General features: G+C 64.5%; 25 protein-coding genes. 8 read left to right on the top strand and 17 right to left on the bottom strand.

Going from position 1 to position 24,307, the window contains the following annotated elements; all coding sequences use genetic code 11:
• Nucleotides 1-10 precede the first annotated feature (10 nt).
• The 4 genes from fdhF (at nucleotide 11) to P2T57_RS18680 (ending at nucleotide 6,436) form a co-directional block, all read left to right on the top strand.
• Complete coding sequence (fdhF, locus tag P2T57_RS18695; RefSeq protein ID WP_276302259.1) at nucleotides 11-2,107, top strand: formate dehydrogenase subunit alpha; 2,097 nt, start codon at nucleotides 11-13, stop codon at nucleotides 2,105-2,107.
• A gap of 284 nt (nucleotides 2,108-2,391) precedes the next feature.
• Nucleotides 2,392-3,588, top strand: a complete 1,197-nt coding sequence (locus tag P2T57_RS18690; protein WP_276302258.1) for an Acg family FMN-binding oxidoreductase — start codon at nucleotides 2,392-2,394, stop codon at nucleotides 3,586-3,588.
• 1,080 nt (nucleotides 3,589-4,668) lie between these two features.
• A complete protein-coding gene (locus P2T57_RS18685) occupies nucleotides 4,669-5,910 on the top strand; it encodes an orc1/cdc6 family replication initiation protein (protein ID WP_276302257.1) in 1,242 nt (413 codons plus the stop codon).
• Nucleotides 5,911-6,280: 370 nt separating this feature from the next.
• A complete protein-coding gene (locus P2T57_RS18680) occupies nucleotides 6,281-6,436 on the top strand; it encodes a hypothetical protein (RefSeq protein WP_276302256.1) in 156 nt (51 codons plus the stop codon).
• 225 nt (nucleotides 6,437-6,661) lie between these two features.
• On the opposite strand, the gene P2T57_RS18675 is transcribed toward P2T57_RS18680, so the two are convergent.
• From P2T57_RS18675 to P2T57_RS18660, 4 genes are all read right to left on the bottom strand, one after another.
• On the bottom strand, nucleotides 6,662-7,471 hold the full coding sequence (locus P2T57_RS18675; protein ID WP_276302255.1) for a DUF8054 domain-containing protein: 810 nt from the start codon (nucleotides 7,469-7,471) through the stop codon (nucleotides 6,662-6,664).
• Nucleotides 7,472-7,591: 120 nt separating this feature from the next.
• Nucleotides 7,592-9,217 carry a response regulator gene (locus P2T57_RS18670; protein WP_276302254.1) on the bottom strand — a complete coding sequence of 542 codons (1,626 nt, stop codon included), beginning with the start codon at nucleotides 9,215-9,217 and terminating at the stop codon, nucleotides 7,592-7,594.
• Nucleotides 9,218-9,336: 119 nt separating this feature from the next.
• Complete coding sequence (locus P2T57_RS18665) at nucleotides 9,337-10,053, bottom strand: ThuA domain-containing protein (protein WP_276302253.1); 717 nt, start codon at nucleotides 10,051-10,053, stop codon at nucleotides 9,337-9,339.
• A 95-nt stretch (nucleotides 10,054-10,148) separates the two neighbouring features.
• On the bottom strand, nucleotides 10,149-11,159 hold the full coding sequence (locus P2T57_RS18660) for an MBL fold metallo-hydrolase (RefSeq protein ID WP_276302252.1): 1,011 nt from the start codon (nucleotides 11,157-11,159) through the stop codon (nucleotides 10,149-10,151).
• 145 nt (nucleotides 11,160-11,304) lie between these two features.
• On the opposite strand from P2T57_RS18660, the gene P2T57_RS18655 reads away from it, so the two are divergent.
• Nucleotides 11,305-11,556, top strand: coding sequence for a hypothetical protein (locus P2T57_RS18655; RefSeq protein ID WP_276302251.1), 252 nt, complete (start codon nucleotides 11,305-11,307; stop codon nucleotides 11,554-11,556).
• Nucleotides 11,557-11,574: 18 nt separating this feature from the next.
• Here P2T57_RS18655 and P2T57_RS18650 read toward each other — a convergent pair whose 3' ends face one another.
• Nucleotides 11,575-12,096 (bottom strand): YciE/YciF ferroxidase family protein, encoded by a 522-nt coding sequence (locus P2T57_RS18650; protein ID WP_276302250.1) that lies wholly within the window; start codon nucleotides 12,094-12,096, stop codon nucleotides 11,575-11,577.
• A 114-nt stretch (nucleotides 12,097-12,210) separates the two neighbouring features.
• On the opposite strand from P2T57_RS18650, the gene P2T57_RS18645 reads away from it, so the two are divergent.
• A complete protein-coding gene (locus tag P2T57_RS18645; protein WP_276302249.1) occupies nucleotides 12,211-12,384 on the top strand; it encodes a hypothetical protein in 174 nt (57 codons plus the stop codon).
• Here P2T57_RS18645 and P2T57_RS18640 read toward each other — a convergent pair.
• The 9 genes from P2T57_RS18640 to P2T57_RS18600 form a co-directional block, all read right to left on the bottom strand.
• The gene (locus P2T57_RS18640; protein WP_276302248.1) at nucleotides 12,381-13,256 is read right to left on the bottom strand and encodes an alpha/beta fold hydrolase; all 876 of its coding nucleotides are present in this window, start codon (nucleotides 13,254-13,256) and stop codon (nucleotides 12,381-12,383) included. The two genes, P2T57_RS18645 and P2T57_RS18640, sit on opposite strands and share 4 nt — an antisense overlap.
• Before the next feature lie 375 nt (nucleotides 13,257-13,631).
• The gene (locus tag P2T57_RS18635; protein ID WP_276302247.1) at nucleotides 13,632-13,982 is read right to left on the bottom strand and encodes a GerW family sporulation protein; all 351 of its coding nucleotides are present in this window, start codon (nucleotides 13,980-13,982) and stop codon (nucleotides 13,632-13,634) included.
• A 61-nt stretch (nucleotides 13,983-14,043) separates the two neighbouring features.
• Entirely contained in the window at nucleotides 14,044-14,325 is a 282-nt protein-coding gene (locus P2T57_RS18630) for a hypothetical protein (RefSeq protein WP_276302246.1), read from the bottom strand.
• Between the two features lie 79 nt (nucleotides 14,326-14,404).
• The gene (locus P2T57_RS18625; RefSeq protein WP_276302245.1) at nucleotides 14,405-15,076 is read right to left on the bottom strand and encodes a uracil-DNA glycosylase family protein; all 672 of its coding nucleotides are present in this window, start codon (nucleotides 15,074-15,076) and stop codon (nucleotides 14,405-14,407) included.
• Nucleotides 15,077-15,131: 55 nt separating this feature from the next.
• Nucleotides 15,132-15,320 (bottom strand): DUF5786 family protein, encoded by a 189-nt coding sequence (locus P2T57_RS18620; protein ID WP_276302244.1) that lies wholly within the window; start codon nucleotides 15,318-15,320, stop codon nucleotides 15,132-15,134.
• A 116-nt stretch (nucleotides 15,321-15,436) separates the two neighbouring features.
• A complete protein-coding gene (gene tuf, locus P2T57_RS18615) occupies nucleotides 15,437-16,702 on the bottom strand; it encodes a translation elongation factor EF-1 subunit alpha (RefSeq protein ID WP_276302243.1) in 1,266 nt (421 codons plus the stop codon).
• Between the two features lie 143 nt (nucleotides 16,703-16,845).
• Nucleotides 16,846-18,072 carry an MFS transporter gene (locus P2T57_RS18610; protein WP_276302242.1) on the bottom strand — a complete coding sequence of 409 codons (1,227 nt, stop codon included), beginning with the start codon at nucleotides 18,070-18,072 and terminating at the stop codon, nucleotides 16,846-16,848.
• A 101-nt stretch (nucleotides 18,073-18,173) separates the two neighbouring features.
• Nucleotides 18,174-18,341 (bottom strand): hypothetical protein, encoded by a 168-nt coding sequence (locus P2T57_RS18605; RefSeq protein WP_276302241.1) that lies wholly within the window; start codon nucleotides 18,339-18,341, stop codon nucleotides 18,174-18,176.
• A 48-nt stretch (nucleotides 18,342-18,389) separates the two neighbouring features.
• Nucleotides 18,390-19,349, bottom strand: coding sequence for an aldo/keto reductase (locus P2T57_RS18600; protein ID WP_276302240.1), 960 nt, complete (start codon nucleotides 19,347-19,349; stop codon nucleotides 18,390-18,392).
• A gap of 116 nt (nucleotides 19,350-19,465) precedes the next feature.
• Between P2T57_RS18600 and P2T57_RS18595 the strand changes: the two genes are divergently transcribed.
• Both P2T57_RS18595 and P2T57_RS18590 read left to right on the top strand, forming a co-directional pair.
• Nucleotides 19,466-19,753 carry a hypothetical protein gene (locus P2T57_RS18595; RefSeq protein WP_276302239.1) on the top strand — a complete coding sequence of 96 codons (288 nt, stop codon included), beginning with the start codon at nucleotides 19,466-19,468 and terminating at the stop codon, nucleotides 19,751-19,753.
• A gap of 183 nt (nucleotides 19,754-19,936) precedes the next feature.
• A complete protein-coding gene (locus P2T57_RS18590; protein WP_276302238.1) occupies nucleotides 19,937-20,803 on the top strand; it encodes a CPBP family intramembrane glutamic endopeptidase in 867 nt (288 codons plus the stop codon).
• 30 nt (nucleotides 20,804-20,833) lie between these two features.
• Here P2T57_RS18590 and P2T57_RS18585 read toward each other — a convergent pair whose 3' ends face one another.
• Genes P2T57_RS18585 through pdhA form a run of 3 tightly spaced genes read right to left on the bottom strand, consistent with a single transcriptional unit; the run spans nucleotide 20,834 to nucleotide 24,116 of the window.
• On the bottom strand, nucleotides 20,834-21,895 hold the full coding sequence (locus P2T57_RS18585; RefSeq protein WP_276302237.1) for an NAD(P)-dependent alcohol dehydrogenase: 1,062 nt from the start codon (nucleotides 21,893-21,895) through the stop codon (nucleotides 20,834-20,836).
• Nucleotides 21,896-21,937: 42 nt separating this feature from the next.
• A complete protein-coding gene (locus P2T57_RS18580) occupies nucleotides 21,938-22,906 on the bottom strand; it encodes an alpha-ketoacid dehydrogenase subunit beta (RefSeq protein WP_276302236.1) in 969 nt (322 codons plus the stop codon).
• Entirely contained in the window at nucleotides 22,899-24,116 is a 1,218-nt protein-coding gene (pdhA, locus tag P2T57_RS18575; protein WP_276302235.1) for a pyruvate dehydrogenase (acetyl-transferring) E1 component subunit alpha, read from the bottom strand. Before pdhA ends, P2T57_RS18580 begins: the two co-directional genes overlap by 8 nt.
• Nucleotides 24,117-24,307 lie beyond the last annotated feature (191 nt).

The raw sequence follows: 24,307 nt of genomic DNA, 5'->3' as shown, positions 1-24,307 counted from the left end.
ACGAGGTGTCATGAGTGGGGGCGAGCGAGCGAGTGAGGACGACCGAACAAGCAGTGGCGACCAAAAGAGCATCTGCCCGTTCTGCGGCGTCGGGTGTGGCGTCCGGTACAGCGAGGACACCGGGAAAGCGGTCGGGTGGCGCGCACCGGTGAACCAGCGCGGCGAACTCTGTCCGAAGGGGGTGGCGGCCTACGACGTGGTGGACCACGACGAGCGACTGACCCGGCCGCTCGTCCGCGGCGAAGACGGCGAACTCGTGGCGTCCTCGTGGGACGAGGCCCTCAATCGAGTGGAGTCGGGCGTTCGCCGAATTTCGGAGGCTCACGGCGAGGAGGCGCTGGCGTTCTTCGCCTCGTCGGGATGTACCAACGAGGAGAACTACCTCCTCCAAAAACTGGCGCGGGCACTCGGGACGAACAACGTGGACAACTGCGCTCGGCTCTGTCACTCCTCGACCGTCGCCGCCATGAGCGACCGGTTCGGGACCGGCGCGATGACGAACACGATTCGGGACCTGCCCGAGGCCGACGCCCTCCTCGTGGCGGGCGCGAACCCCGCCGAACAGCACCCCATCATCTTCAGTTCCTACGTCGCACCCGCCGTCAAGCAGGGCGCGACCCTGATTCACATCGACCCCCGCGAGAACGCGACAACTCGCCACGCCGACCACCACCTCGCGCTCCGACCGGGCTACGACATCCCCCTGCTGAACGCGATGTGCAAAGTGCTGGTCGAGGAGGGACTGGTAGACGACGAGTTCGTCGAGGCACGAGTCGAGGGATTCGACGAGTTCGAGGACTGGCTGGCCGGAATTGCCATCGATTCGGCCGCCGAAAAGGCCGGCGTCGAAGAATCGGCCCTCCGGTCCGCCGCGCGGGCCTACGGCGAGGCCGACCGGTCTGCGGCGTTCACCGGGATGGGGATGAGCCAGCACCGGTGCGGGACCGCCAACGTCCACGCCCTGCTGAATCTGGCGCTTCTGGGGGGCAACGTCGGCAAGCGCGGCGCTGGCGTCAACCCCCTCCGAGGGAAGAACAACGTGCAGGGCGCTGGCGACGTGGGCGCGCTCCCCGACGTTCTGCCGGGGTATCGGGCCGTGACAGACGCCGAGGCACGCGAGGAGGTCGCCGACGAGTGGGGATTCGAACCACCCGCAGAACCGGGCCTGACCGAGGTCGAGATGACCCATCGGTTCGGCGACGAGATTCGCGGGGCCTACGTCGTCGGCGAGAACATCGCGGCCACCGAACCAAACGCCAACCGGGTGGCCCGAGAGTTGGACGACCTCGATTTGCTGGTCGTGCAAGACATCTTCCCGACCGAGACGGTCCGGCACGCCGACGTGGTACTCCCGGCGAGTTCGTGGGCCGAGAAGGCCGGGACCGTCACGAACACCGACCGGCAGGTCCAGCGCATGCGACCCGCCACAGCGCCGCCCGGCGAGGCCCGCCGGGACTTGGACATCATCTGCGAACTCGGGGCAAGATTGACCGACGCCGGGGGCTTCGAGGACCGCGCGCCGAGCGAGGTCTTCGCCGAGATGACCCGCATCAATCCGCTCTACGCCGGGATGAGCTACGAGGGAATCGGCGAGGGAAGCCAGCGGTGGCCCTTCCCGGAAGATGCGGACTCGGGCGTCGAAATCCTGCACCGCGAGACGTTCGGCGACGGGTCGAAGCGCGCAACGCTGGAACCGGTCGAGGACGTTGACCCGGCCGACGAGGTGGGCGAAGACCAGTTGGTGCTGACGACCGGGCGAATTCTGTCGCACTTCAACAGCGGTGCCGTGACCCGCCGGTCGGGGATTCTGACGCGACTCCGGAGCGACGACGCGCTTCAGATTCACCCCGACGACGCCGCCGAGCGCAACGTCGAGGAGGGCGATGTGGTCGTCGTGGAGAACGACCGCGGGCGGGTCGAGGCCACCGCCGACGTGACCCCTGCGGTCCGACCGGGGACCGCGTTTCTGACCTTCCACTTCGCCGAACCGCTGGTGAATCGGCTGACCGGCGACGAACTCGACCCGGTGGCCAAGATTCCCGAATACAAGCACTCGGCGGTCAGCGTGCGAGTCTCCGGAACCGGAGAGTCAGACGACGAGAGTTGAAGGACCGGAGAGTCAGACGACGAGAGGTGAGGGACCTGAACTGACAGAGAACTTTCGAGGTCGTAGTCGCTATTCCTCGTAGTCGCTGTTCCGTTGGTTCAGCACTCAGCACCCGGCTGTGTCGCTTATTCGGTGCCCGGTCTCCGCTATGGCGCTTATTCGGTGCCCGGTCCCCGCTATGGCGCTTATTCGGTGCCCGGTCCCCGCTATGGCGCTTATTCGGTGCCCGGTATCGAGAAATTCGACGCGGAGAACTAAGTTCACAGCCATCGTCACGACGGCTGATGGGGGACTCGAACCGAGCAGACGGCGGGGGACCGACCGACCGGACGGCCCGCGAGCAACCGGGAGAACCGCCGGAGAGCCGAAAACCGACCGCGGGACAGCGAGGCCGAGAGACCGGCGTCGCGGAACGCCTCGGCCTCGACGCGCTGAGTCCACTCTCGCGGCGACGGCGATGGGTCGGCGGCAAGCATCCGTGGCGGGTCTCGGCGTCGCTGTTTCCCGGAGAGGGGACGCCGACCGAGCAGGCTCAGTTTCTGGTCCGGTACGCGGTGCTGGCACCGTCGAGTCACAACACCCAACCGTGGCTGTTCAACGTGACCGGCGACGAGATTCGGCTGTTCGCGGACTTGGAACGGTGGTTGACGGTGGCCGACCCCGACAAGCGCGAACTCTACGTCAGCCTCGGGGCGGCGCTGGAGAACCTGCTGGTCGCCGCCGACCACTTCGGACTCGGCTACGAAGTCGAGTACCTGCCGGGGAGCGACAGCGCCCACGCCTCGACGGTCCGGCTATCGGCCGGCGACAGCCAAGCGTCCGAAACGAGCGACGAAGCCAGCGACCGGCGCGACTCCCGACTGTTCGAGACCATCCCGAACCGGCGGACCAACCGGAGTCGGTATCAGGAGCGCCCGGTGCCCCGCGAGGACCTGCGAGTGCTTCAGGAGGCCTGCGCCGAGGCGGACGTGCGCCTCCAGTTCGTCGCCGACCCGGCGAAGGTGGACGCCCTCGCGGACCTGTCGTCGCGGGCCGACCGCCGGCAGTTCGCCGACCCGAACTACCGACGGGAACTGGGTCGGTGGATAGGCCGCGGCGCGTTCGGCGACTCGTGGCTCGAAGCCAAACTCGGCAAGTACCTGATGACGTACCTGAACGTCGGTGGCCAGCAGGCGCGCAAGGACGCCGGACTGATGCGGGCGACGCCACTGGTCGCCGTGATTCGAACCCAATCCGACGGCCGCCGTGGCCAGATTCGGGCCGGACAGGTCTTCCAACGAGTGAGTCTGCGCGCGACGGTGCTGGGCGTCCAGACCCACCCGATGAGCGCAATGCTAGAGATTCCCAGCCTACGCCGGGAGTTGACGGGACTGTTGGGACAACCGGAGTGGACGCCCCAGCACCTGTTCCGACTCGGCTACGCGGGTGGCGTTTCGGAGGTGTCTCCTCGGCGTCCGGCCGAAGCGGTCCTCGTTGACTAACTCCGCTCCGAGACGAACTTTCTCGGACAGCGACGATGACGACTCCGCGGGTGACGACGGCTACGACATCCCGAATTCCGATACCATCCCGAATTCCGATACCATCCCGAATTCCGACGACGTCCCGATTCGGGTTCCGGCATTTGACGGGTTAGGGAAACCCGGCTCTGTGGCAATCCTCCACTCCGTGGTAACCCCGTCGTTTCCGCTGTTTCGGCGAACAGAGGAGACGCGATTGTGAGACGTTGTGTCGAAGGTTTTGACTCGGTAGCGGAGAGAACAGGGACGAAGACAGGTCGAAAGACCTCGGAGCAACCCCACCGTTTCCGCTGTTTTCGGGAGAGGGTACCGAGAATTAAATCGCTGGCTGACATTCGAGCGGCGTGAGACGAGGTATCGAAGACCGGAACGACACCACGATTTCCGCTGTTCGGTCGCCGGTTGTATTGACGATAGAGAGTCTTTCCGGACGCTTTTCGCGGGTTCGGAAATCAAGTCGCACCCACGAAGGGAGAGACGAGAGGGGGACACCCACCCCATCGTTTCCGCTGTCTTTCCGACGAGGAGGGGTCGGGTCAAAAGAAACACACTCACCCCACCGTTTCCGCTGTCTTGCGGCAGGAGAGACGGGGGCCGGAGGAGCCGAATATAGGTCACGAAAATGACTAGACGGGGAGGAAGCGAGCGAAACAACGAAACGCGGTGGCGGCCGCAAGAAGATGATGGAAAGTGAAAGCGTCGAAAAAGCCACGTAGATAGTCTAAAGAAGCTAAATAGAAGCAAAAGACGAACTAACTTAACTAGTCTAGTTGTACTACGGCTATAGTTTTTGCCTATATGTAATAAAACTACCGCCTCTAGAGAGGCTTTCTCGACCCACCCTCCCTTCCCGACCAAAGACTCCGGAAACGATGGGGTGGGTGTGTGTTTAAGTCAATCGAGACATCGGAAACGACGCACCCTCGACACACCCCACCGGACCACTCGACAAATAAAAGCTTTCGGGACAGCGGAAACAGCGGACGCACCGCTGACCACGTGGCTTTATAATCCAGACCGTCCAACGACCGCACACCGACAATGTCATCGTTCAGTTTCGACCGAGACAACTCCCTCTACAAGAACCGGGACGCGCTGTTAGAGGAGTACACCCCGGACAACCTCGTCGGGCGCGACGAGGAGTTAGAGGAGTACCACGCCGCACTCCAACCCATCATCAACGGCGAGGCCCCGTCGAACATCTTCCTCTACGGAAAGAGCGGCGTGGGTAAGACCGCGGCCACTCGTTTCCTCCTGAACCGTCTCCAAGACGACGCCGCCAAGTACGACGACATCTCGCTCAACGTCATCGAAATCAACTGCGACGGTCTCAACTCCAGCTATCAGGTCGCGGTCCGCCTCGTCAACACCCTCCGGGACCCCTCCGAGCAAATCAGTAACACGGGCTACCCCCAAGCGCAGGTCTACAGCTTTCTCTGGGAGGAACTCGACAAACTCGGCGGGACCATCATCGTGGTCTTAGACGAGGTGGACCACATCAACGACAACTCCATCCTCTACCAGATTCCGCGCGCCCGGTCCAACGGCTACCTCGAAGACGCGAAAATCGGCCTCATCGGCATCTCTAACGACCTCTCCTTCCGCGATTCCCTCTCGGCCAAGGTTCGCTCCTCGTTGTGTGAGAAGGAAGTCTCCTTCCCGCCCTACGACGCCACCGAACTCCAGAAGGTCCTCAGCCAGCGCGAACAGGTCGCCTTCCACGACGGCGCGCTCGCCGAGGACGTAATCCCGCTCTGCGCGGCCTACGGTGCCCAAGACGCCGGGGACGCCCGGCAGGCCCTCGACCTCCTGCTGGAAGCGGGCGACTTGGCTCGGAAAGAAGCAGTCGAGCAAGTCACCGACGAACACGTGCAGGAGGCCCGCGAGAAACTCGAACGCGACCGAATCATGGAGGGCGTCGCCGACTTGACCGAACACGCCCGACTCATCCTCTACGCGCTCACCTCGCTGGAGGCCGAGGGCAAGACTCCGGCCCGGTCTCGGGACATCCGACCGCGCTACGAGCAACTCTGTAACCACGTCGGCACCGAACCCCTCACCAGCAGACGGATGCGCGACCATCTCGCTGACTTGGCCATGCTTGGAGTCATCTCCTCGACGGAGAAGAACGAGGGCATGTCCGGCGGTAAGTACCGCGAACACGCCCTGAAACAGGACCTCCAACTCGTCGTGACCGCACTGGAGGAGACCATCGAGTTCGCTGGCGTCCACGAGAGCATCCGTCCGTACTACCAGACGACCTTCGAGGACGCGGAGAACTAACTCTACCATCTTTTAGGAATCCTATTTCGTTCTCGTCTCGTTCTCTACCCCATCGTTTCCGCTGTTTCTCTCTGAATTTCGCCGGTCCTGAATTAACCGCCTTCGCCTCTCCAACCCGGTTTCGCCGTTCTCAGGTCTTGGCTACCCCACCGTTTCCGCTGTCTACCGCCGCACCACGAACTCCTCTCGCTCGGGGAACACCGGTGTTTCCGCTGTTCCGCGCCGGTTCGCCGCAGATAGCTACCCCGCGGTTTCCGCTGTTTTCCCGGTATCGAGTCGAGCGGCCCAAGACATCACGACCACAGGCAATCACAACCACGAGCAATCACAACTGCGAGCAAATCTCATACGAGATGTCGGCGGAGAACGGATGTCGGCGGAGAGCGGAGTTTCGGCGAAAACGACGAACGGACTCGAACTCGGAGCGACGACCGGACAGCGGAAACCGCGGGGTCGATTCGCGGGCCAGCGACAGCGGAAATCCCGGTGTTCCGACCCCGAGGAGTCCGGCGAGGACGACTCGTAACCGAGACGACACCCGAGACGAAACTGTTCGACCCGGTTCTCCTCGACGGTACTGATGGTCGGAGACGACGGGATTCGACCGGTCGGAGTCAGACGCCGAGGCCGACCTACAACCGACGAAGACACCGGAAACGGTGGGGTCGCCGAAACGTGGATGTCTAAGGCGGAAGAACTGGGTCGGAAATTGGGGAACCGAGTAGGAAAAACTGGGCCGAAAACCGCCGTCCTACTGGTCGTGTTCGACTTCCAGAATCCGGGAGTCGCAGTCGGCGCAACTGACCGCCACGACGTCCATCGTCCGACAGCAGGACTCGACGGTTTCCTGTTCCATCGTGATGTCCCCGCCGCAGTCGGGGCAGGATTCGAGGAAGATGCGCAGGCCGCTCAGGACGCGACTCTGGTTCGTGACCGTCAGGGCGTCCCAGTCGTCGTACCGTTCTTCCAGCAGTTTCGCGGCGGCGAGGTCGGCGACCAGCGCCGCGCGGGACTCCCACTGACCGAGGCGGCCGCCGTCGTACTGGGCGACCAGTGCCTCGTCGTGTTCGTCGAACGAGAGTTTGTCCTCGTCAACGTCGAGGACCCGGCCCAAGTCGCTCTTTTCGGTTCCCTCGGCGTTGATGGCGTCCATGTTGTCGCGCCACGCTCGGTGGAAGGAGTCGGCGAGACAGAGGTCGTCCATCTGCTCGCAGGGTTCGACAGCGCCAGCGTCGGCCAGCACTTCTTCGGGTTCCCGGTCGTCCTCGGTGACTTCGGGCGTCTCGTCTTCGAGTTTGTCGAACTTCGCCAGCACCCAGTCGGGGAAGTACTTCTTGGTGAGCGAGGGGGTTCCGGGCACGAGGTAGCCCCGGAGGTAAATCGTCACGAGCGAGAGCGCGAACGCCACCATCCCGCCGAACGGCGTCAGGACAAACGAGACCAGTCCGCTCCCGACTGCGGCGATAACGATGTTGACGGCGGTACACGGGGTACACCGATTTTCGCCGGTGTACTCCGGTTGCCGAAACCGTTCTACGAACCCTGTCGATTTCGTACTCATATTGTCTGTATTCTTCATTTTTACCATATATATCTGTTGTTAAAGAAAACAGACAGGTCTGCGTCGAGCGCCGTCGGGTACGGTTACGACGGACTCTCGACTCACTTCGTCTCGACTCGCTTAGAGTTCCAGCGGGGAGGCGTCGCGCCACGTCGAGACGGTTCCGGTCGCGCGCTGGAGTCGGAGCGTGACCGTCCCGCCGCTGGTGTGGTAGTCGTCGAAGGCGATTTCGCCGCCGAACTTGCCGACTATCCAGTTCGTCAACCAGAGGCCGAGACCGCTTCCGTGGTGGAGCGCGGTCTCTTTCCCCTCGGTGAGGACCGCTCGCTCGTCTTCGGGGATGCCCGGCCCGTCGTCCGAGACGGTGACTTCGACCCACTCGGCGTCCTCCTCGGCGCTCGACACCGTGACGGTGACCGTCACCGAGGGGTCGCCGTCGTTGTGTTCGATTGCGTTCTCGACCAGTTCGCCGAGTGCGGCCTCCAAGGTCTTGTCGGCGAACACAACCACTGACTCGGGGAGTCTGGTGACGATTTCGGCCTCGGGATGCGACTGGCGGAACTCCTCGCAAGTCCGCTCGACGCACTCGGTCACGTCGATTTGGGTCTCGGCCGGGTCCTCGCGGTCGAGGGTCTTGCCGACCTCGCGGGCCTTCTCGCTGATTTCGATGAGTTCGCTCGCCTTCTGCTCGATGACCTCGGCCTCCGACCGGGCGGGCGGGAAATTCTCGCCGATGTTCTCGGCCCGACCGAGGACGACGTTGAGGTCGTTGCGCAGGTTGTGCCGCAGGATGCGGTTGAACACCTGTAGTCGCTGTTCGCGCTGGACGAGTTCCTTGCGCGTCTGCACCGTGTCGATAGCGTAGGCCAGACTGGTGCCGAACTTCGAGAGGACCCGGCGCTCGGTCTCGTCGAAGGCGTGGCGAACGTCCGACCAGACGCTCAGGACGCCGTAGGCCCGGTCCTCGTAGGCCAAGGGGACGGCGGCGACCGCGTATCGGTCGCGGCCGGCGTTCGCCCGGCCTAACTCGAATCCGTCCTCCAGTCTCGCGCGCTGTTCGACCGCCACGGTCCGGGTTTCGACCGCCTCGCGCACCGGCACCCGGTCGCCGCCCTCGCGGTCGGCGTCCAGCACTATCGCGTCGAGATACCGCTGTTCGACGCCCGCCGAGACCTTGGGATGGACGGCCTCGGTCTCGTCGTCCACTTTGCCGACCCACGCCAGCAGGTAGGGCGAGGAGTCCGCGAGGCGTTCGCAGACGGTCTCCTCGATGTCCTCGCGTGACGACGCTCGGAGGACGGCCTGACTCACGTCCCAGATGAGGTCGTTGACCTCGATTTGGCGGTCGGCGAGTCGCTCGGTCCGGCGTCTGGCGATGGCGTTCTCGATGCGGTTGGCCAGCACCGTGAACTGCTCTTTGCCCTCGCCCTTCTTGAGGTAGTCCGTGACGCCGGCGGAGATGGCCTTGCTGGCGATTTGCTCGCTTCCGCCGCCGGTCAGCAGGATAAACGGTATCTCGGGGTAGGCGTCTCGGACTGCCTCGAGCAGTTCCAGACCGTCCATCCCCGGCATCTCGTAGTCGCTGACCACGCAGTCGAAGCACTTGGTTTCGAGGCGTTCGAGGGCCGTCTCGGCGTTGTCCACGGTCTGCACGTTCATGCCGTAGTCGTCGGTGAGAACGCTGGCGGTGACTCTGGCGAAGAAATCGTTGTCCTCGACGTGCAGTATCCGTGGCGCTACTGCCATCTACGTTTTGCCGGTTTCGCGGCTTCCTAATAAAGGGTTTCCTTCTTTTAACTTTATTCCTGCCAATATCAAAATTGATGTTCGGTATCAGCGATGATGACGCGCCCGAAAACCGGCCGCTAACCCTCCTCGGGCGGTTCGGGGACGTTTCCGAAGGAGGGTGACGTGGAATTTACATTTTCTGCCCATTCGACCGCGTTCGTGACGACCTGCTGAATCTCGGACTGGTGATAAATCGGATAGGTCTCGTGGCCCGGCCGAAAGTAGAAGATTCGGCCCGCACCCCGGCGGTAGCAACACCCGCTTCGGAACACCTCGCCGCCCTCGAACCAACTGGTGAAGACGAGGGTGTCGGGCGCTGGCACGTCGAATCGCTCGCCGTACATCTCGGCCTCGGGGACCTCGATTGACTCCGGAACGCCCTCCGCGATTGGGTGGCCGGGTTCGACCGTCCAAATTCGCTCTCTCTCGGCCTCGTTTCGCCACTTCAGGTCGCAGGTCGTCCCCATCAGGCGCTTGAAAATCTTCGAGAAGTGCCCCGAATGGAGGACCACGAGGCCCATCCCGGACAGCACCTGCTGGCGAACTCGCTCGACCACCTCGTCCGCGACTTCCTCGTGGGCCTCGTGACCCCACCACGTCAGCACGTCCGTCTCGTTCAGTGTCTCCTCGGTTAGGCCGTGTTCCGGGTCGTCGATGGTTGCCGTCTGCACGTCGAACTCCTCGTCTTCGAGGAAGTCCGCGATGGCCCCGTGGATGCCTTCGGGGTAAACCTCGCGGGCCTCGTCGTCCTCCTTCTCGACGCGGTACTCGTTCCAGACTGTGACGGTGGTCATGCTTTCGGGGTACGGCGGGGCGACTAATCAGTCCCGAGGCCGCCGACCCATCTCTTACGTAGCTAGAAACACAAAAATGCTCCCGAAACAAATAGCTAGGATTGTTTGGTTTCGGCGCTCTCCGTCGCGTTCTCGAACATAGCGTCGATGTCGGGGTCGCTCTCGACCAGTTCGTACTCGCCGTCGGTCTCGGTCACGACGTCCTCGCGTTTGAGGTGGTCCAAGTGCGCCCACGCCTCGCCGGGGCCGTGCATGATGTGGATGGCCGCCAGTTCGCCGAACAGGTCGGCGCTGACGGTCCACGCATCGGCGCTCCCGCGTTCTTCGAGGACGCCCAGCACGCGCTCGGTCCGCTCGCGGTGGTGGTCAGCGATTTCGCGCGCTCGGGCCGTCGGGTCCTCGATGGGGTCGCGGTGGCCGGGCCACGCGCGGGCGAAATCATTTCGAATGATGCGGTCGAGCGACGAGAGGTAGGTCCCGAGGGGGTCCTCGACGCGGGGGTCCGCGCCGCCGACGTTCGGCGTGTAGCGCGGCAGGAGCGCGTCGCCCGCGAGGAGTTCCCGGCCCTCCTCGCCGTCGAAAGCGAACCCGGAGAGGCCACCAGCGTGGCCCGGCAGGTGGACGACTTCCAACTCGACGCCGCCGACCTCGAAGCGGTCGCCGTCGGCGAACGTCTCGACGGTCGGCGAGTCGCCCTGAATCTCGTCGTGGACGCCCAGAAAGTCCAGCAGTTCCTCGGCCTTCTCGTCGGGCACGCCCCACCGCTCGAACAGGTCGCGCCGTTCGATTTCGGCCTTGTGGTTCGCGCCGTCGCCCGCGACCATCTCGGCGTCGTCCTCGTGGACGTAGACCGTTGCACCGCTCTCGGCCTGAATCTCCCCGGCGAGGCCGGTGTGGTCGTGGTGCCAGTGCGTGAGGAAGATGGCATCCACGTCGGCGAACTCGACGCCGTACTCCGCGAGGCCCTCGCGGAGTTGGTCTCGGCCCTCGTCGGTGGCGACGCCGGTGTCCACGATTGCAGTCGATTTCGTATCGGCGTCCGCACCGAACAGGTACACGTCGTTCTCGCCCTCGAAGACAGTGTTCCCGAGTTGAATCCGTTTCACGGTCGTACTCCGCCCCTGCCAGATAAGTCGTTTTCTCTCTCGGCGCTCGCTCCGCGCTTCCGCGCTGTCCGGAGTTTTACTGGACCTGTAGTAAAAATTATTACGGAACTTTTATGATAGTTACTGCTCGCCCTTCGACCACGCGATGAGCGAACGACTGGAGCGACGGGAGCAAAACGCCGACCCGATAAACTGGAAGCGAACCGACGGCGGCGTCGAGATTTACGACGAGCGCGACTCCGAGGCGTGGGTGCGGATGGAGTTCGTCAGCGGCATCGACCCCGAGAAACGCCTGTTCGGCATCTGCGACGAGTGCGGACTGGTCACGCCCCAACGCTCGCTTCCCTCCGCGAGCATGGCCTGCGGCAACTGTGGGTCCGAGTTCGGCGACGAGTAGGGCGGGCCGAATCCGATTTTAAAACAGTCTGTCCGTGAACGACTGGAACTCGCCGCCCTCCGAGACCGATTCGAGGTCGTCGAGGGCCTCCTCGTCCTCGTCTCGGTTCTGTTCCAAGAGGCGCACGGCTTCGCCGTCCACGTCGATAGCGTCGGCGAGTTCCAACAGGCCCTCGTACTCCGTGATTTCGAGGCGCTCGGCCTTCCGACCGACGTGGTTGTAGAGGGAGTTCTGGACCGCGTTGTTGATGGCGTCGGTGTCTGCGGCGCGCTTCTCCTCGGCGAGCGCGTCGAAGGTCGGGACGGTCCGCTCGTGGGGTTCGAGGCCCAGCACGTCGAAGGCGCGTTCGAGGCGTGCGACGTGTTCTCGGGTCTCGTCGCGGTGGCTGGCGAAGTCGTCCACGAGGTCCGAGTCGGTCGCGCTGGTCTGAAGTTCGTCCAACAGGTCGGCCAGTTGTCGCTCCCCGTAGTAGATTCCCCTTAGCTTGTACTCGAACAGGTCGTCTGGCGAGTCGAGGTCGCCGGATGCATCGAGCGTCATTCCCAACGTAGTAGTCCGCACACGTCCTTAGGGGTTGTTGCCCGCCGAGATTCGTTTCGTCTTTCTCGAACGTGTCGCGCTACTGTTTTTACCACCGGGGCCGTTAGCGACGCTATGGCCCTTCCGAAGCCAACGACCGCGCTCGAAGTCGCCGCAATCGTCGCCGGTGCGTTCGTCGCGCTCATCGTCGTCGTCCCGCTCGTTCCGTTGCTCCTCGACCTCGCGGTGGGAATCTTCCGGGGATTCTTCGACGCAATCGTCCCCGGCGGGCGGACCTACGCTGACTAGTCGGTATTGGTCTCTTCGCTGCGGGTCTCCTCACCGTCGGACGTTTCGCCGCGGGATGCCCACTCTGCGAGGAAGCCCCGGAGCGCCGCGGTGAAGAACGCCGGATTGTCGAGATTCGAGGCGTGGCCGGCATCCGGAACCTCCCGAACGGTTGCGTTCGGGATTCGAGCGCCCAATCTCGGTGCGTGACGCCGAACGAATCCGGGTTCGTGTTCGCCGTACAGCACGAGCGTCGGGGCGGCGATGGCGGAGTAGTCGATTTCCGCCTCGCTGAAGGCCACGAGGGCGCGAATCACCTTGACGAACTCGTCGGTCTCCATCTCGGGTCCCTCGTCGCGCAGTCGCTCTATGGCCTCGTAGTCGCCGCTGACGGCCTCGCCCTGCACCTGCTCCTGAAGCCAGACCATCGCTTTCTCGACGCGCGGGTAGCCGAGGAGTCTGACCGGCGGGATGGCGGCCTGAAGTAGGACCGACCGCTGAAGCCACTCGCGCCAGTCGAGGAGTTCGGTGCCGAACGTGTCGGCGAGGACCAGTCCCGACAACTCTTCGGGGTAGGCCGCGGCGTAGACTTGCGCGATGCACCCACCGGTCGAGAGGCCGCAGACGACCGGCTTTTCGAGGTCCAAGGCCCTGACGAGCGCGTCGAGGTCCGACGCGAGGAGGTCCACGGAGTACCGCCTGCGCGCCGACCCGCCGGTCCGGCCGTGACCCCGCACGTCGTAGGCGACGGTCCGGTACTCGTCGCTCAGGGCCGCTGTCTGGGGATACCACTGGGAGTGGTCGAGGATTGCGCCGTGGACGAACACGACCGGCGGGCCGGTGCCGTCCTCCTCGTAGTAGGTCCGGATGTCGTTCGTTCTGACGGTGGCCATCACAGTCGCTACGGTCGGAACCGGGATGAAGGTAGCTCTCGGGAGGAGGGCGGCCGCTCTTAGAGAGATTTCGGGACCTCCTCTCGGCGCGCGCTGGCGGACTCTCGTAGTCCGCCGTCGTCGCGCGAGGGACGCGGCCGCCTTGGGCGGCCGCGAGGTTGGGGCGGCGTGAGGTTCGCAGTAGCGGGAAGCAGAAGGTTCGCAGGGGAACATGAGGTTCGCGGTAACGGGGGCGAGACCTGCGGTAGCGGGACGGGTGAGTTTCGCGGTCCGGTCGCGGCCTCCGTCGATGTCAGAGCCGGGTCACTACCGCCGATAGCAATCTATTCAATTATTAAGAAAATAATTACAATCTTCGAAGACACATCTACAGTTCTACGACCGTCCGAACCGCCGTCCGAGTAGCAGTCCCGCGACCACCCCGACGACCAGTACCCCGAGCGACCGGCGGCGCTCCTCGAACCGGACAAAGCGCGTGCCCTCGTCGGTGATTTCGAGCGCGCCGACCGGGGTGGCAGTCGCGCCGCCACCTCCTCCGCCGCCTTGGCCGGTCTGTTCGCTCTCCGCTTTGCCGCCGCTTCCGTATCCGCCGCCGAATCCGAAGGCCACGCGGGCCACCGGGACGACGGTTCGGTCGCCGCGCTCTATCGGGTCGCCGAACACCGACCGGACCGTCGCGCTGTGCTGGAGTCGCTCTACGATTGATTCGATTTGTCTGACGCTCACGGCTGTTCCCCCAGAGGAGGTTCGACGCCGAGGAGCAAAGAGACTCGCCCCGGACGACCCGCTACTCCTCGTCTCGGAGCGCCTCTGCGATGGATTCGAGTTGCGCTTTCCGGAAGGAGCGGCCGGTCTCCTCGGGGTCGTCGTCGTCCAATTCGCCGATTTTCCGGAGAATCCCGGTCCGCATCTGCGATTTGGCGGGGAGACGGTTCGCGTCGATGTCGTAGCCCACGGCGTCGCAAATCGCGGCGAGGGCTTCCTTGGTGAACCCGGTCGATTCGACGCGCTCGTATCGCCCGACTGCCTGCCGAATCTCGTTCCGCAGGTCGTCTACGGTCTTGGCCATACCTGTGATAGCGGGCGGGACCGTTCGTACCTTCCGGTCGCGCTCCGACCCTGTACTTTCCGGTCGCACGCCGACCCCGCTACCGAACTTCGTAAGTGTCGTGTTCCGCCAAGAACCGCCCGAGGTCGGCGGTCTGGCGGTAGTCCGACGCCAGCAGGTCCGCGAGCGAGGAGGCCAGTCGCTCGCCGTCGCCCTCCTCCCAGTCGCTCGGGTCGCGGACCGGCACGACCAGAAAGCCCCGGCCCGGCAGGTGGTCGGCGTGGAGGTCCGCCATCGGGTCGCCGTCCACGGCGTCGAGGAGGGCCTCGCGGGCGGCGTAGGTCCCGAGGACGTAGCGAGTCGCGCGCTCGCCGACCGGCACGAGGACGTGGGCCGCGATGGCCCGGAGTTCCGCGTCGAAGAACGGTTCCAAGTCGGCGTACTCCCGGTCGGTCGGCGCGCGGTCCTCGGGCAGACAGCACATGTGGCGATAGCTGAAGAAGACGTTCGCGCTCCTCGGTTCGTCGCTGTAGGCGTCCCCGAGGAGGCCGACCTCGTTCAAAACCGGTTGCAGGCGCTCGCCCGCCGCGCTCCCGGTGAAGGGCACGCCGGTCTCTCGGCCGCCGTGGACGCCCGGATGGTCGCCGACCACGTGGAAGTCGGCGTTGGCGTCGCCGTAGCCGAAGACGGCGCGAACTCCGGACTCGCACTCGTGTCGGCAGGGCGGCGACATTCCGAAGGGGTTGCTGGTTCTGTCCGTGACGTTCTTCACGCGCCAGAATACGCCAGAAGGAGTTAAAACCGGCCCGGTTTCGACAGACGGGAAATTACTCCTCGTCTTCTTCGCCGCCGTTCTTGATTTCGTTCAACTGGTCGAGGAGTTCGTCCTGCGAGGCCTCCGAGTCGAACGAAACTTCGCCCTCGTGAGAGTTTGCGTGTACGTTGACGGCGTCCTCCTCGTCGAAATCGCTGTCTTGGTCCTTTTGCTCGGACTCGTCGTAGCTACCAAAACCCATGTTACAACCACTTCCGTACAGGTAGTAAAATCAAACGATGTCTGACGCAGTTGGGGATTTCCCCCGAATTGGGGGTCTGGCGCTCTGTCCCCGGCGTCCGTCGCGGTTGGGTCGGCTTACCGTTCGCTGACCTCTAGCACACGGCCGGCGGCGATGGTCTGGCCCATGTCCCGAATTGCGAAGCTTCCCAACTCCGGAATCTCGGAGGAGGGTTCGAGGCTCAGGGGCTTCTGGGGTCTGACCGTGATGACCGCGGCGTCGCCCGACTGGATGAAGTCGGGGTTCTCCTCCTCGACTTCTCCCGACGAGGCGTCGATTTTCTGGTCGATGGACTCCAGCGTGCAGGCGACTTGGGCGGTGTGAGCGTGGAAGACCGGCGTGTAGCCCGCGGTGATGACCGAGGGGTGTTGCATCACGACGATTTGGGCCGTGAACGTCTCGGCCACACTCGGCGGGTCGTCGGCGGGACCGCACACGTCGCCCCGGTGGATGTCGTCCTTGCCCACGCCGCGGACGTTGAACCCCACGTTGTCGCCGGGTTCGGCCCGCGGGACCTCCTCGTGGTGCATCTCGATTGTCTTGACCTCGCCGCCCACGTCCGAGGGCTGGAACGAGACCGAATCGCCGGTGTTCAACACCCCGGTTTCGACGCGCCCGACCGGCACGGTCCCGATGCCCGAAATCGTGTACACGTCCTGAATCGGCAGGCGGAGCGGCGCGTCGGTCGGCGGTTCGGGTTCTTCGAGGTTGTTGAGTGCCTCCAGCACGAGTTTGCCGTCGTACCACGGCATGTTGTCGCTCCGCTCGACCACGTTGTCGCCTTCGAGCGCCGAGATTGGGATGAAACTCGCGTCCTCGGTGTCGAACTGCACTTGGTCGAGCAGGTCCCTGACCTCCGAGACGACCTCCTTGTAGCGAGTCTCGTCGTACTCGACCGCATCCATCTTGTTGACCGCCACGATGAGTTCGTTGATACCCAGCGTTCTGGCGAGGAAGACGTGTTCCTGCGTCTGGGGTGCAACACCGTCGTCAGCGCCCACCACGAGGACCGCGTTGTCGGCCTGACTGGCCCCCGTAATCATGTTCTTCACGAAGTCGCGGTGGCCCGGCGTGTCCACGATGGTGAAGTAGTAGGTGTCGGTCTCGAACTCCTGATGGGCGATGTCGATGGTGACGCCGCGCTCGCGCTCCTCGGCGAGGTTGTCCATCACGTAAGCGAACTCAAAGCCGCCTTTGCCTTTCTCCTCGGCCTCGTCCCTGTACTGGTCGATGACGTGTTCCGGCACGCTTCCGGTCTCGAACAGCAGTCGTCCGACGAGCGTCGATTTGCCGTGGTCTACGTGGCCGATGATGGCCAAATTCTGGTGCGGTTTGTCTGGCATTATCTCCCACCCTCTAAGTCTAGCACTCGTCTCGCAGGGGCAAAGTACTTTCCGACGACCGGCTTGCCGCCCGGCTCACGTCCTCGGCGGTGAGTCAAGCGCGTCCGCTCTCGGAAAGATACGGTTATCTCTAAAACACGTCTTCATTGCTCTCTGCCTTCCGGCGCGTACCACGCCAGCGCGATTCCCGCCACCGCGACGCCGCCGGCCAGCAGGAAGGCCGGGCGGTACCCCGCTCGACCGATGATTTCGCCGCCGACGATGGGCGCGAGGAAGGCCCCAAGAAGGCCCACGCTGGTCAGCATCGACACCGCGGTGGTCCGGACCGCGGGCGCGACGACCTCCACGATGTAGGTGTACAGCAGACCGATGGCGAGTTGGACCGCGAACCCGGCGACCAGCAGGAGCGCGACGACCACGCTGACCTGCGTCACGAAGACGAACCCGACCACGGCGGGCGCGGCGAGGACGAACGACAGCAGAGCCACCGGCCTGCGCTCGCCGCCGAACAGTCGGTCCGAGAGGAGTCCGCCGCTGGTCCGCGAGACCACCCCGACCGCGGGAAACAGGGCGGTCAGCAGGCCGCTCAGTGCCAGCGAGACGCCCAACTGCTTGGTCAGATAGCTCGGGAGCCAACTGTTGAGAAACAGGTAGAGCGAGAACGCCAGAAAACACAGGACGTAGAGGGTCCACGCAGACCGATTGGCGAACAACTCCCGGACCTCCGAGCGGTCCGGCGCGTCGGTTTCGACGGCGAGTCCTCGGCCCCGAGTCGAGGCGAGGAACACGACTACGCCGACCACTGCGATGGCCGCGAACGTCGGGAGCGTGGCGGGCCACCCAAGCGAGTCGGCCACGAGCGGACTCCCGAACTGCCCCAGCGCGAATCCGACCGGCGCGCTCGCCGTGAACACGCCGACAGCGGTGGCTCTCACGTCCGGTTCGACCGCCTGCCCGACGAGGTTCGCGCCGGCGTTCCAGACCACGACGTAGGAGAACCCGCCCAGAATTCGGGATGCGAACAGCCACCAGTAGGCCCCGGCGGTCGCGGCGAACCAGCCCCACGCCCCGGCAACGAGGAGCGCGCCTGCCGCCACGGCGACCGCCCGCCGGACGCGCACCCGGTCGAGGACCATCCCGACCGGGACGCTGGCGATGACCGCGGTGAGGTACATCACGCTCACGAGCCAACTCGCCGCCGTTCCGCTGACGCCGAGGGAGTCCCTGACGAGTGGCAGGACGCTGGCGGGCGCGATTTCGTAGGCCCCCGCCGCGGTCGAGAGGACGAAGACGCCGGCGACGAGGCCGACAGTTTGGCGGCGTGACTGGTCGCTCTGCGAGGATTCCGGCGCGTCTCGGTCGTCGCTCACGGTGCAACCTTTTCAGGGCGGGTATAAAATTCCGGCTTTGGCGGAAATGTAGCGACCGAAAGCGGAAGATGCCGAGTTAGCGTCCGAAGCCGAACGACCAGCTATCCTTTGTCTCTTTCCCCGAGACCTTTGATGTCGTGGTCGTCAACGGCGTTCGTTTCACCCATATCGACGGCCTCGAAACCGTCGAAGACCCCGTATCTTTCCGTGGTTGCCGCGGCAATGACATGGTGGTCGTCGGTGGTCGCGTCTTCTCTGTCTTCTGTCATACTATCGACCTTTTGCTCTGTCTCTTTAAATTTGACTCGACAACCTCGCTACTCGTACGCTTCTTCGATTCGGTCGAACTGCTCGTCCGAGAGCGACACGTCTGTCGCACCCAGATTCTCCTCCAGTTGGTCGGTGGTCCGCGCGCCGACGATGGGGATGCACCGGAAATCGCGCTGGTCGGCCAACCACCGAAGCGAGACTTGGGCGGGCGTGGCGTCCTCGTCGTCGGCGACTTCCCGAATCGCGTCCAGCACGTCCCACTGGCGGTCGTCGAACCGGTTCTTCCAGTCGTAGAGGTCGCCTCTGGACCCCTCGGGACCGTCGCCTTCGCGCTCGTACTTCCCGGTCAGGAACCCGCCTTCGAGGGGGGAGTAGGGACAGACCGCGAGGTCTTGGTCGGCGCAGAGGTTGAGGTAGTCCGCTACCGGGTCGCGGTAGGCCGGGTTGAACCGGGGTTGCGTGACTTCGAAGCGCTCTATCCCCTCCACGTCGCTGGTCCAGAGCGCCTTGGTCAACTTCCACGCCGCCATCGAACTCGCGCCGAGGTAGTTGACCTTCCCCTCGCGGACGAGTTCGTTCAGGGTCCGAAGGGTCTCCTCGATTGGCGTCTCGTCGTCCCAGCGATGGATGTAGTAGAGGTCGAGGTAGTCGGTGCCGAGGCGTTCGAGTGTCCCCCGAATCTGGCTCCGGACGTGTTTGCGCGAGAGGCCGCGGTCGTTCGGCCCGTCATTGAACCCGAAGTAGACTTTCGACGCCAGCACGAAGTCCTCGCGGTCGTAGTCCGAGAGCCAATCGCCGAGCCACTCCTCGGCGGTGCCGTTGGGGTCGCCGTAGACGTTCGCGGTGTCGATGAAGTTGACTCCGTGGTCCCACGCGGTGTCCAGCAGGTCGTGGGCGGTCCCGCGGTCGGTCTCGACGGTCCCGTCGGTCTCCTTGGCGAAGCGCCACGTCCCGAAGCAGATTTCGGATACTTTGGTGCCGGTCGAACCGAGTCGAACGTACTCCATGTCCCTTGCCTCGGCGTTTTCGGCCTTAGTTCTGTGTGCCGAGTCCTATCGCGGCCTTTCGGGCTGTCCCGTCGCTGTGCCGTGGGTTTATTGTTCTGGTCGCTGGTGGTTCGAGTATGTCTCCGTCCCGCCCGACCGTGTTCACGGTAGACGAGTACGACGCGCTGGAGTTCGACGCGGTTCTGTTCCGCGAACGCACTGTGGTCTGCTTAGACGGCACCGAGGAGGCCCGCGTCGTCCCGCTGGCGAAGGTCAACCACGTGGACGCCGACCCCGAACTGATGCTGGTCGAGAACGAGATTCCCGACACTTTCTACGGCGGCTGTGAGTACGGCTTCGTCAGGGTCGAGGAGTACCCCGAACTCCAGCAACACCTCGAAGACCTCGAAGCCGAGGCGTACTGATTGCGGACACCGTCGGTTCCGCCGTTCCGGAGTGCCAAGTGCGACGGGCCGGCTGGCGTTTTCCGAGCGATACCGAACCGGTTATGATATACGCATATTTACTTGTACGATGTTATGACTATTCTCCGAGGTGATGATTCGAGTCGGCTACGTGCGACCCTTCGAGGTCTTCTGCCGGCCGTATTGACGCTCGCAATTTTCCGGGCCGGAATCGTTTCGCTCGGGACGGTCGTGCCATCGGTCACGGAGTCGTCCATCGGTCTCGAGGTGCTGACGCTGTTGGCCTTGAGCGCGCTGTACGTCGTCCTCGTCGTCGTGGCGATTGTGGTTGCCGCGAGGCTTGAACGCCGGGCGTACACGGAGTTCGGTCTGAACGTCGGTCGGCACTGGATTCGGAACTTCGTGGCCGGTGCGGTGTTCACCGTCGTCGGAATCGCCGTGTCGGTCTTCTGGGGGGAACTCCGAGGACTGCGAGACGTGGACCTCGCCGTCGGTGGCGGAAGCGGCGCTGGGGTCCCCCTCGTCGTCGGCGTCGTGTTCGTCGCCTTTCTCCAGTCGTTCCTTCTCGGGAACGTCTACGAGGAGGTCGTCTATCGGCGAATCGTTCTCGGGAATTTCGCGGAAGGACTCACCGCACGCGGCCTCTCGCCGACGGTGGCGACGACGGTCGCTACCGCCGCCAGCCTGTTGCTGTTCGGACTCTATCACGTTCCGCTTCGCGGAAACGTCGTCGTGGCTATCGACGCCGCCCTTGTAGGCATCACGTTCTCCTTGGCGTATCTCCTCACCGGAGAGTTGGGTCTCCCGGTCGGGATTCACTTCGGTCGCGTCCTGACGGAACTCCTGTACGGGCGGACGATAGCCGGAGTGGCGGTGCCCCAATTCGTGGAACTTACCCGAACGACGCTGACGGCGAACCTCGAGGTCAAACTGGTCCGCCTGAGCGTGATTTGTCTGTTCGTCCTCGCGTGGGTCTATCTCGCCCGCGGCGAACTCCGACTGGACGAGACAGTCTATCGGGCGAGCGGCGTTCGCTCCGACGCCGATTGACCGAAATGAACTGTCCCCCGGCCACGCACCTCAGAACGTCACCAGCGGTTTGATAACGCCGTCTTCTTTCGACGCCATCAACTCGAAAGCCTCGTCGATGTCCTCGAAGTCAAACTCGTGGGTCGTCATCGGCGTCGGGTCCACCCGGCCGGCGTCGATGAGTCGCAGGAGTCGCCGGAGGCGAACCCGCCCGCCGGGGCAGAGGTCGGTCACGATGTCCTTCTCGGCCATGCCGACGCCCCACGCCTCTCTCGGAATCCCGACTGTCTCGCCCTCGCCGTAGTAGCCGACGTTAGAGATAGTTCCACCGGGTTTCGTCACCGCCACGCAGTCGGCCAGCGTCTCCTCCCTGCCGAGGGCCTCGATTGCGGCATCGACGCCTGCCGGGTCTCCCTCGTCGGCGGTCAGTTCCAGAATCTTCTCTACCGGGTCCACTTCCTCGAAATTCACCACTTCGTCCGCGCCGTACTTGCGGGCCAACTCCTGTCGCTCCGGGACGCTCTCGACGGCGATGATTCGGCCCGCGCCCTGTAGTTCCGCGCCCTTGGTCGCCATCAGGCCGACCGGTCCCTGCGCGAAGACGGCCACCGTCCCGCCCATCGGAATCTCGGCGTTCTCGGCCGCGGTGAATCCCGTGCTGAGCATGTCGCAGACGTAGACGGCCTCCTCGTCTTCGACGCCCTCCGGGATGTGGGCCAGATTCGCGTCGGCGTCGTTGACGTGGACGTACTCGGCGAATGCGCCGTCTTTCTCGTTGGCGAACTTCCACCCGCCGAGCGCGCCGCCGGACTGCGAGGAGTGGCCGTCTTGGGCGGCCTCAGACCCCCAGTCGGGCGTGATGGCTCCGACCGCCACCCTGTCGCCCTCGGCGAACTCCTCGACTTCCGAGCCAACTTCGTCCACGACGCCGACGGCCTCGTGGCCCAGCGTCAGGTCCTCGCGCTCGCCGATTGCGCCGTGGACGGTGTGAACGTCCGACGTGCAGATGAGCGCCTTGGTCGGTTTCAGTATCGCGTCGTTCGGCCCCGGTTCCGGTCGGTCCTTCTCGGCGAATCCCGTCTCGCCGATTCCGTTCATCACGAATGCTTGCATTCGAATCCCCCGATGGGGTGACAACGCCGACTCGCTTAGCTTTCACGCCGACAGCACTCGCTCGATTCCCCGCCGAATCCGGTCGGCGTCGGGCCGGTAAGCCGCCTCGCGGGCGAACATCGGGAAGGGCACGTCGTAGCCTGTCACTCGCTCGACCGGCGACTCCAGATAGTAGAGCGCGTCGTCGTTGATGCGGGCGACGATTTCCGCGGCGAGGCCGCCGGTTCTGGGGGCCTCGTGGACCACGACGCACCGACCGGTCTTCCGGACCGAGGCCAGAATCGCTTCCGAGTCCATCGGCGAGACGGTCCGGAGGTCGATGACCTCGGCGTCCGCGTCGGCGTCCTCGACAGCCTCGATGGTCTCGGCTACCATCGCGCCCCACGCCACGACCGTTACCTCCTCGCCCTCGCTCACGACTTCGGCCTCCCCGAGGGGGACGACGTGTTCGCCCTCCGGCACGGACTCGCGGGAGGCCCGGTAGCGACTGGTCGGTTCGAGGACGATTACGGGGTCGGGGTCCCGAATCGCGGCGGTCAGCAGGCCCTTGGCGTCGGCGGGATTTGCAGGCACGACCGTCTTCAGACCCGGAACGTGGGCGAATCCGGCCTCGTAACTCTCGGAGTGGAGTTCGAGCGCCCGGATGCCCCCGCCGTAGGGCATCCGGACGGTCATCGGCACGCCGAGCGTCCCGCGGGTCCTGCTCCGCATCCGACTCGCGTGTTGGACGAGTTGGTGGAAGCCCTGATACGCGAAACTGGCGAACTGAATTTCCGGCACGGGCCGAAACCCGGCCCCGGCGAGACCGACGCCGAGGCCGAGGATGGCGGCCTCAGCGAGAGGAGTGTCGTAGACCTGCTCGGGGTACTCCTCGATGAGGTCCTTGGTCGCCCGGAAGACGCCGCCGTTGACGCCCACGTCCTCGCCGTAGACGATTACCGATTCGTCGCGCGCCATCTCCTCGTCGAGGGCCTGTCGAATCGCCTCCACGAGGCGGATTTCGTTAGCCACGGTCGTCCACCTCGTCGTCCTCGTCTCTTTGCTCGTCGGCGGTCCCGTCTCTTTGCTTCTCGACGCTCTCGGGAATTTCTGCGCCCCCGGCCTCGCGCTCCCCTCGGAGTCCGTCCTCGGCGCTCGCGGGGCCGGTCTCGCCCTCCTCGCTCTCCTCGCGCTCGAAGGCCTCCTTCTGTCGCCGGAGTTCCGGCGGCGTCTCGGCGAACACGTGGTCGAACATCTCCGCGGGTTCGACCTCCTCTCTGCCGCCTCGCGCCCGGTCGATTTCGTCGCTCAGGAGCGCCTCGATGTCGTCGGCGATTTCGGCCGCCCGGTCGTCGTCCAGCACGCCTTCGTCTCTGAGATAGCGCTCGAACCGGACGATTGGGTCGCGGGCGTCCCAGTCGCCCTCGTCGTCCTCGCTCCGGTAGACCCGCGGGTCGTCGCTGGTCGTGTGCATCGACTGGCGGTAGGTCAGCGCCTCGACCAGTACGGGATTTCCGTTTCGGGCCGATTCGAGCGCGTCCCGCGCGACGCCGAGGACGCCCAGCACGTCGTTGCCGTCCACTTGGATTCCCTCGATGCCCGCCGAAATCGCCTTCTGGGCCAGCGTCTCGGCACGGCTCTGGCGCTCGCGGGGGACCGAGATGGCCCACTGGTTGTTCTGGCAGAAGAAGACCGTGTGAGCGTCCAAGACCCCCGAGACGTTCATGGCCTCGTACACGTCGCCCTGACTCGTCGCGCCGTCGCCGAAGTAGGTCAGGGTGGCCGTCTCGTCTCTGCGGATTGCTTGGCCCCACCCGAGACCGGCGGCGTGGAGGGCCTGCGAACCGACCGGAATCGAGGGCGGCATGTTGCGGTCGGCGACCTCCGCGCCCTCCTCCATCCCCATCGCGTACCAGAGGAGTCGGTGGACCGGCGCTCCTCGGGTGAGGTAGGCCGCGCTCTCCCGGAAGGACGGCACCATCCAGTCGTCTCTCGCGAGCGCGAACGCCGACCCGACCTGCGCGGCCTCCTGCCCGATTCCGGGGGCGTAGGTCCCCGACTCGCCCCGGCGCTGGAGCGCGACGGCCCGCTCGTCGGTTCGCCGGGCGAGGCGCATCAGTCGATACAGTTCGAGGAGGTCCTCGTCGTCCACGTCGGGTGCCTGCTCGTCGTCGAGGGTCCCCTCCTCGTCCAGTGCTTGCACGTACTCGACCGAGAACTCGGCCACTTGCTCCCGAACCACGAGTGGCGTACTATGGCGTTCTACTTAGCTGACGGGGCGGTCGCTGACGTGGACAGTCGCTGACTGGACGTGATTGGGGGTCAGAAGTGGGAGAGCGCGATACCGAATGTAGGAAAATATTTCTATAGAATGGGGAAATATTTGTTTAAGAATTATATAATTATCTAACGTCCCGTCGCCGCTGTATGTCA

The organism is Halorussus lipolyticus (genome assembly GCF_029338375.1).
GTDB lineage: Archaea > Halobacteriota > Halobacteria > Halobacteriales > Haladaptataceae > Halorussus > Halorussus lipolyticus.
This window is presented reverse-complemented; position numbering and strand designations above follow the sequence as displayed.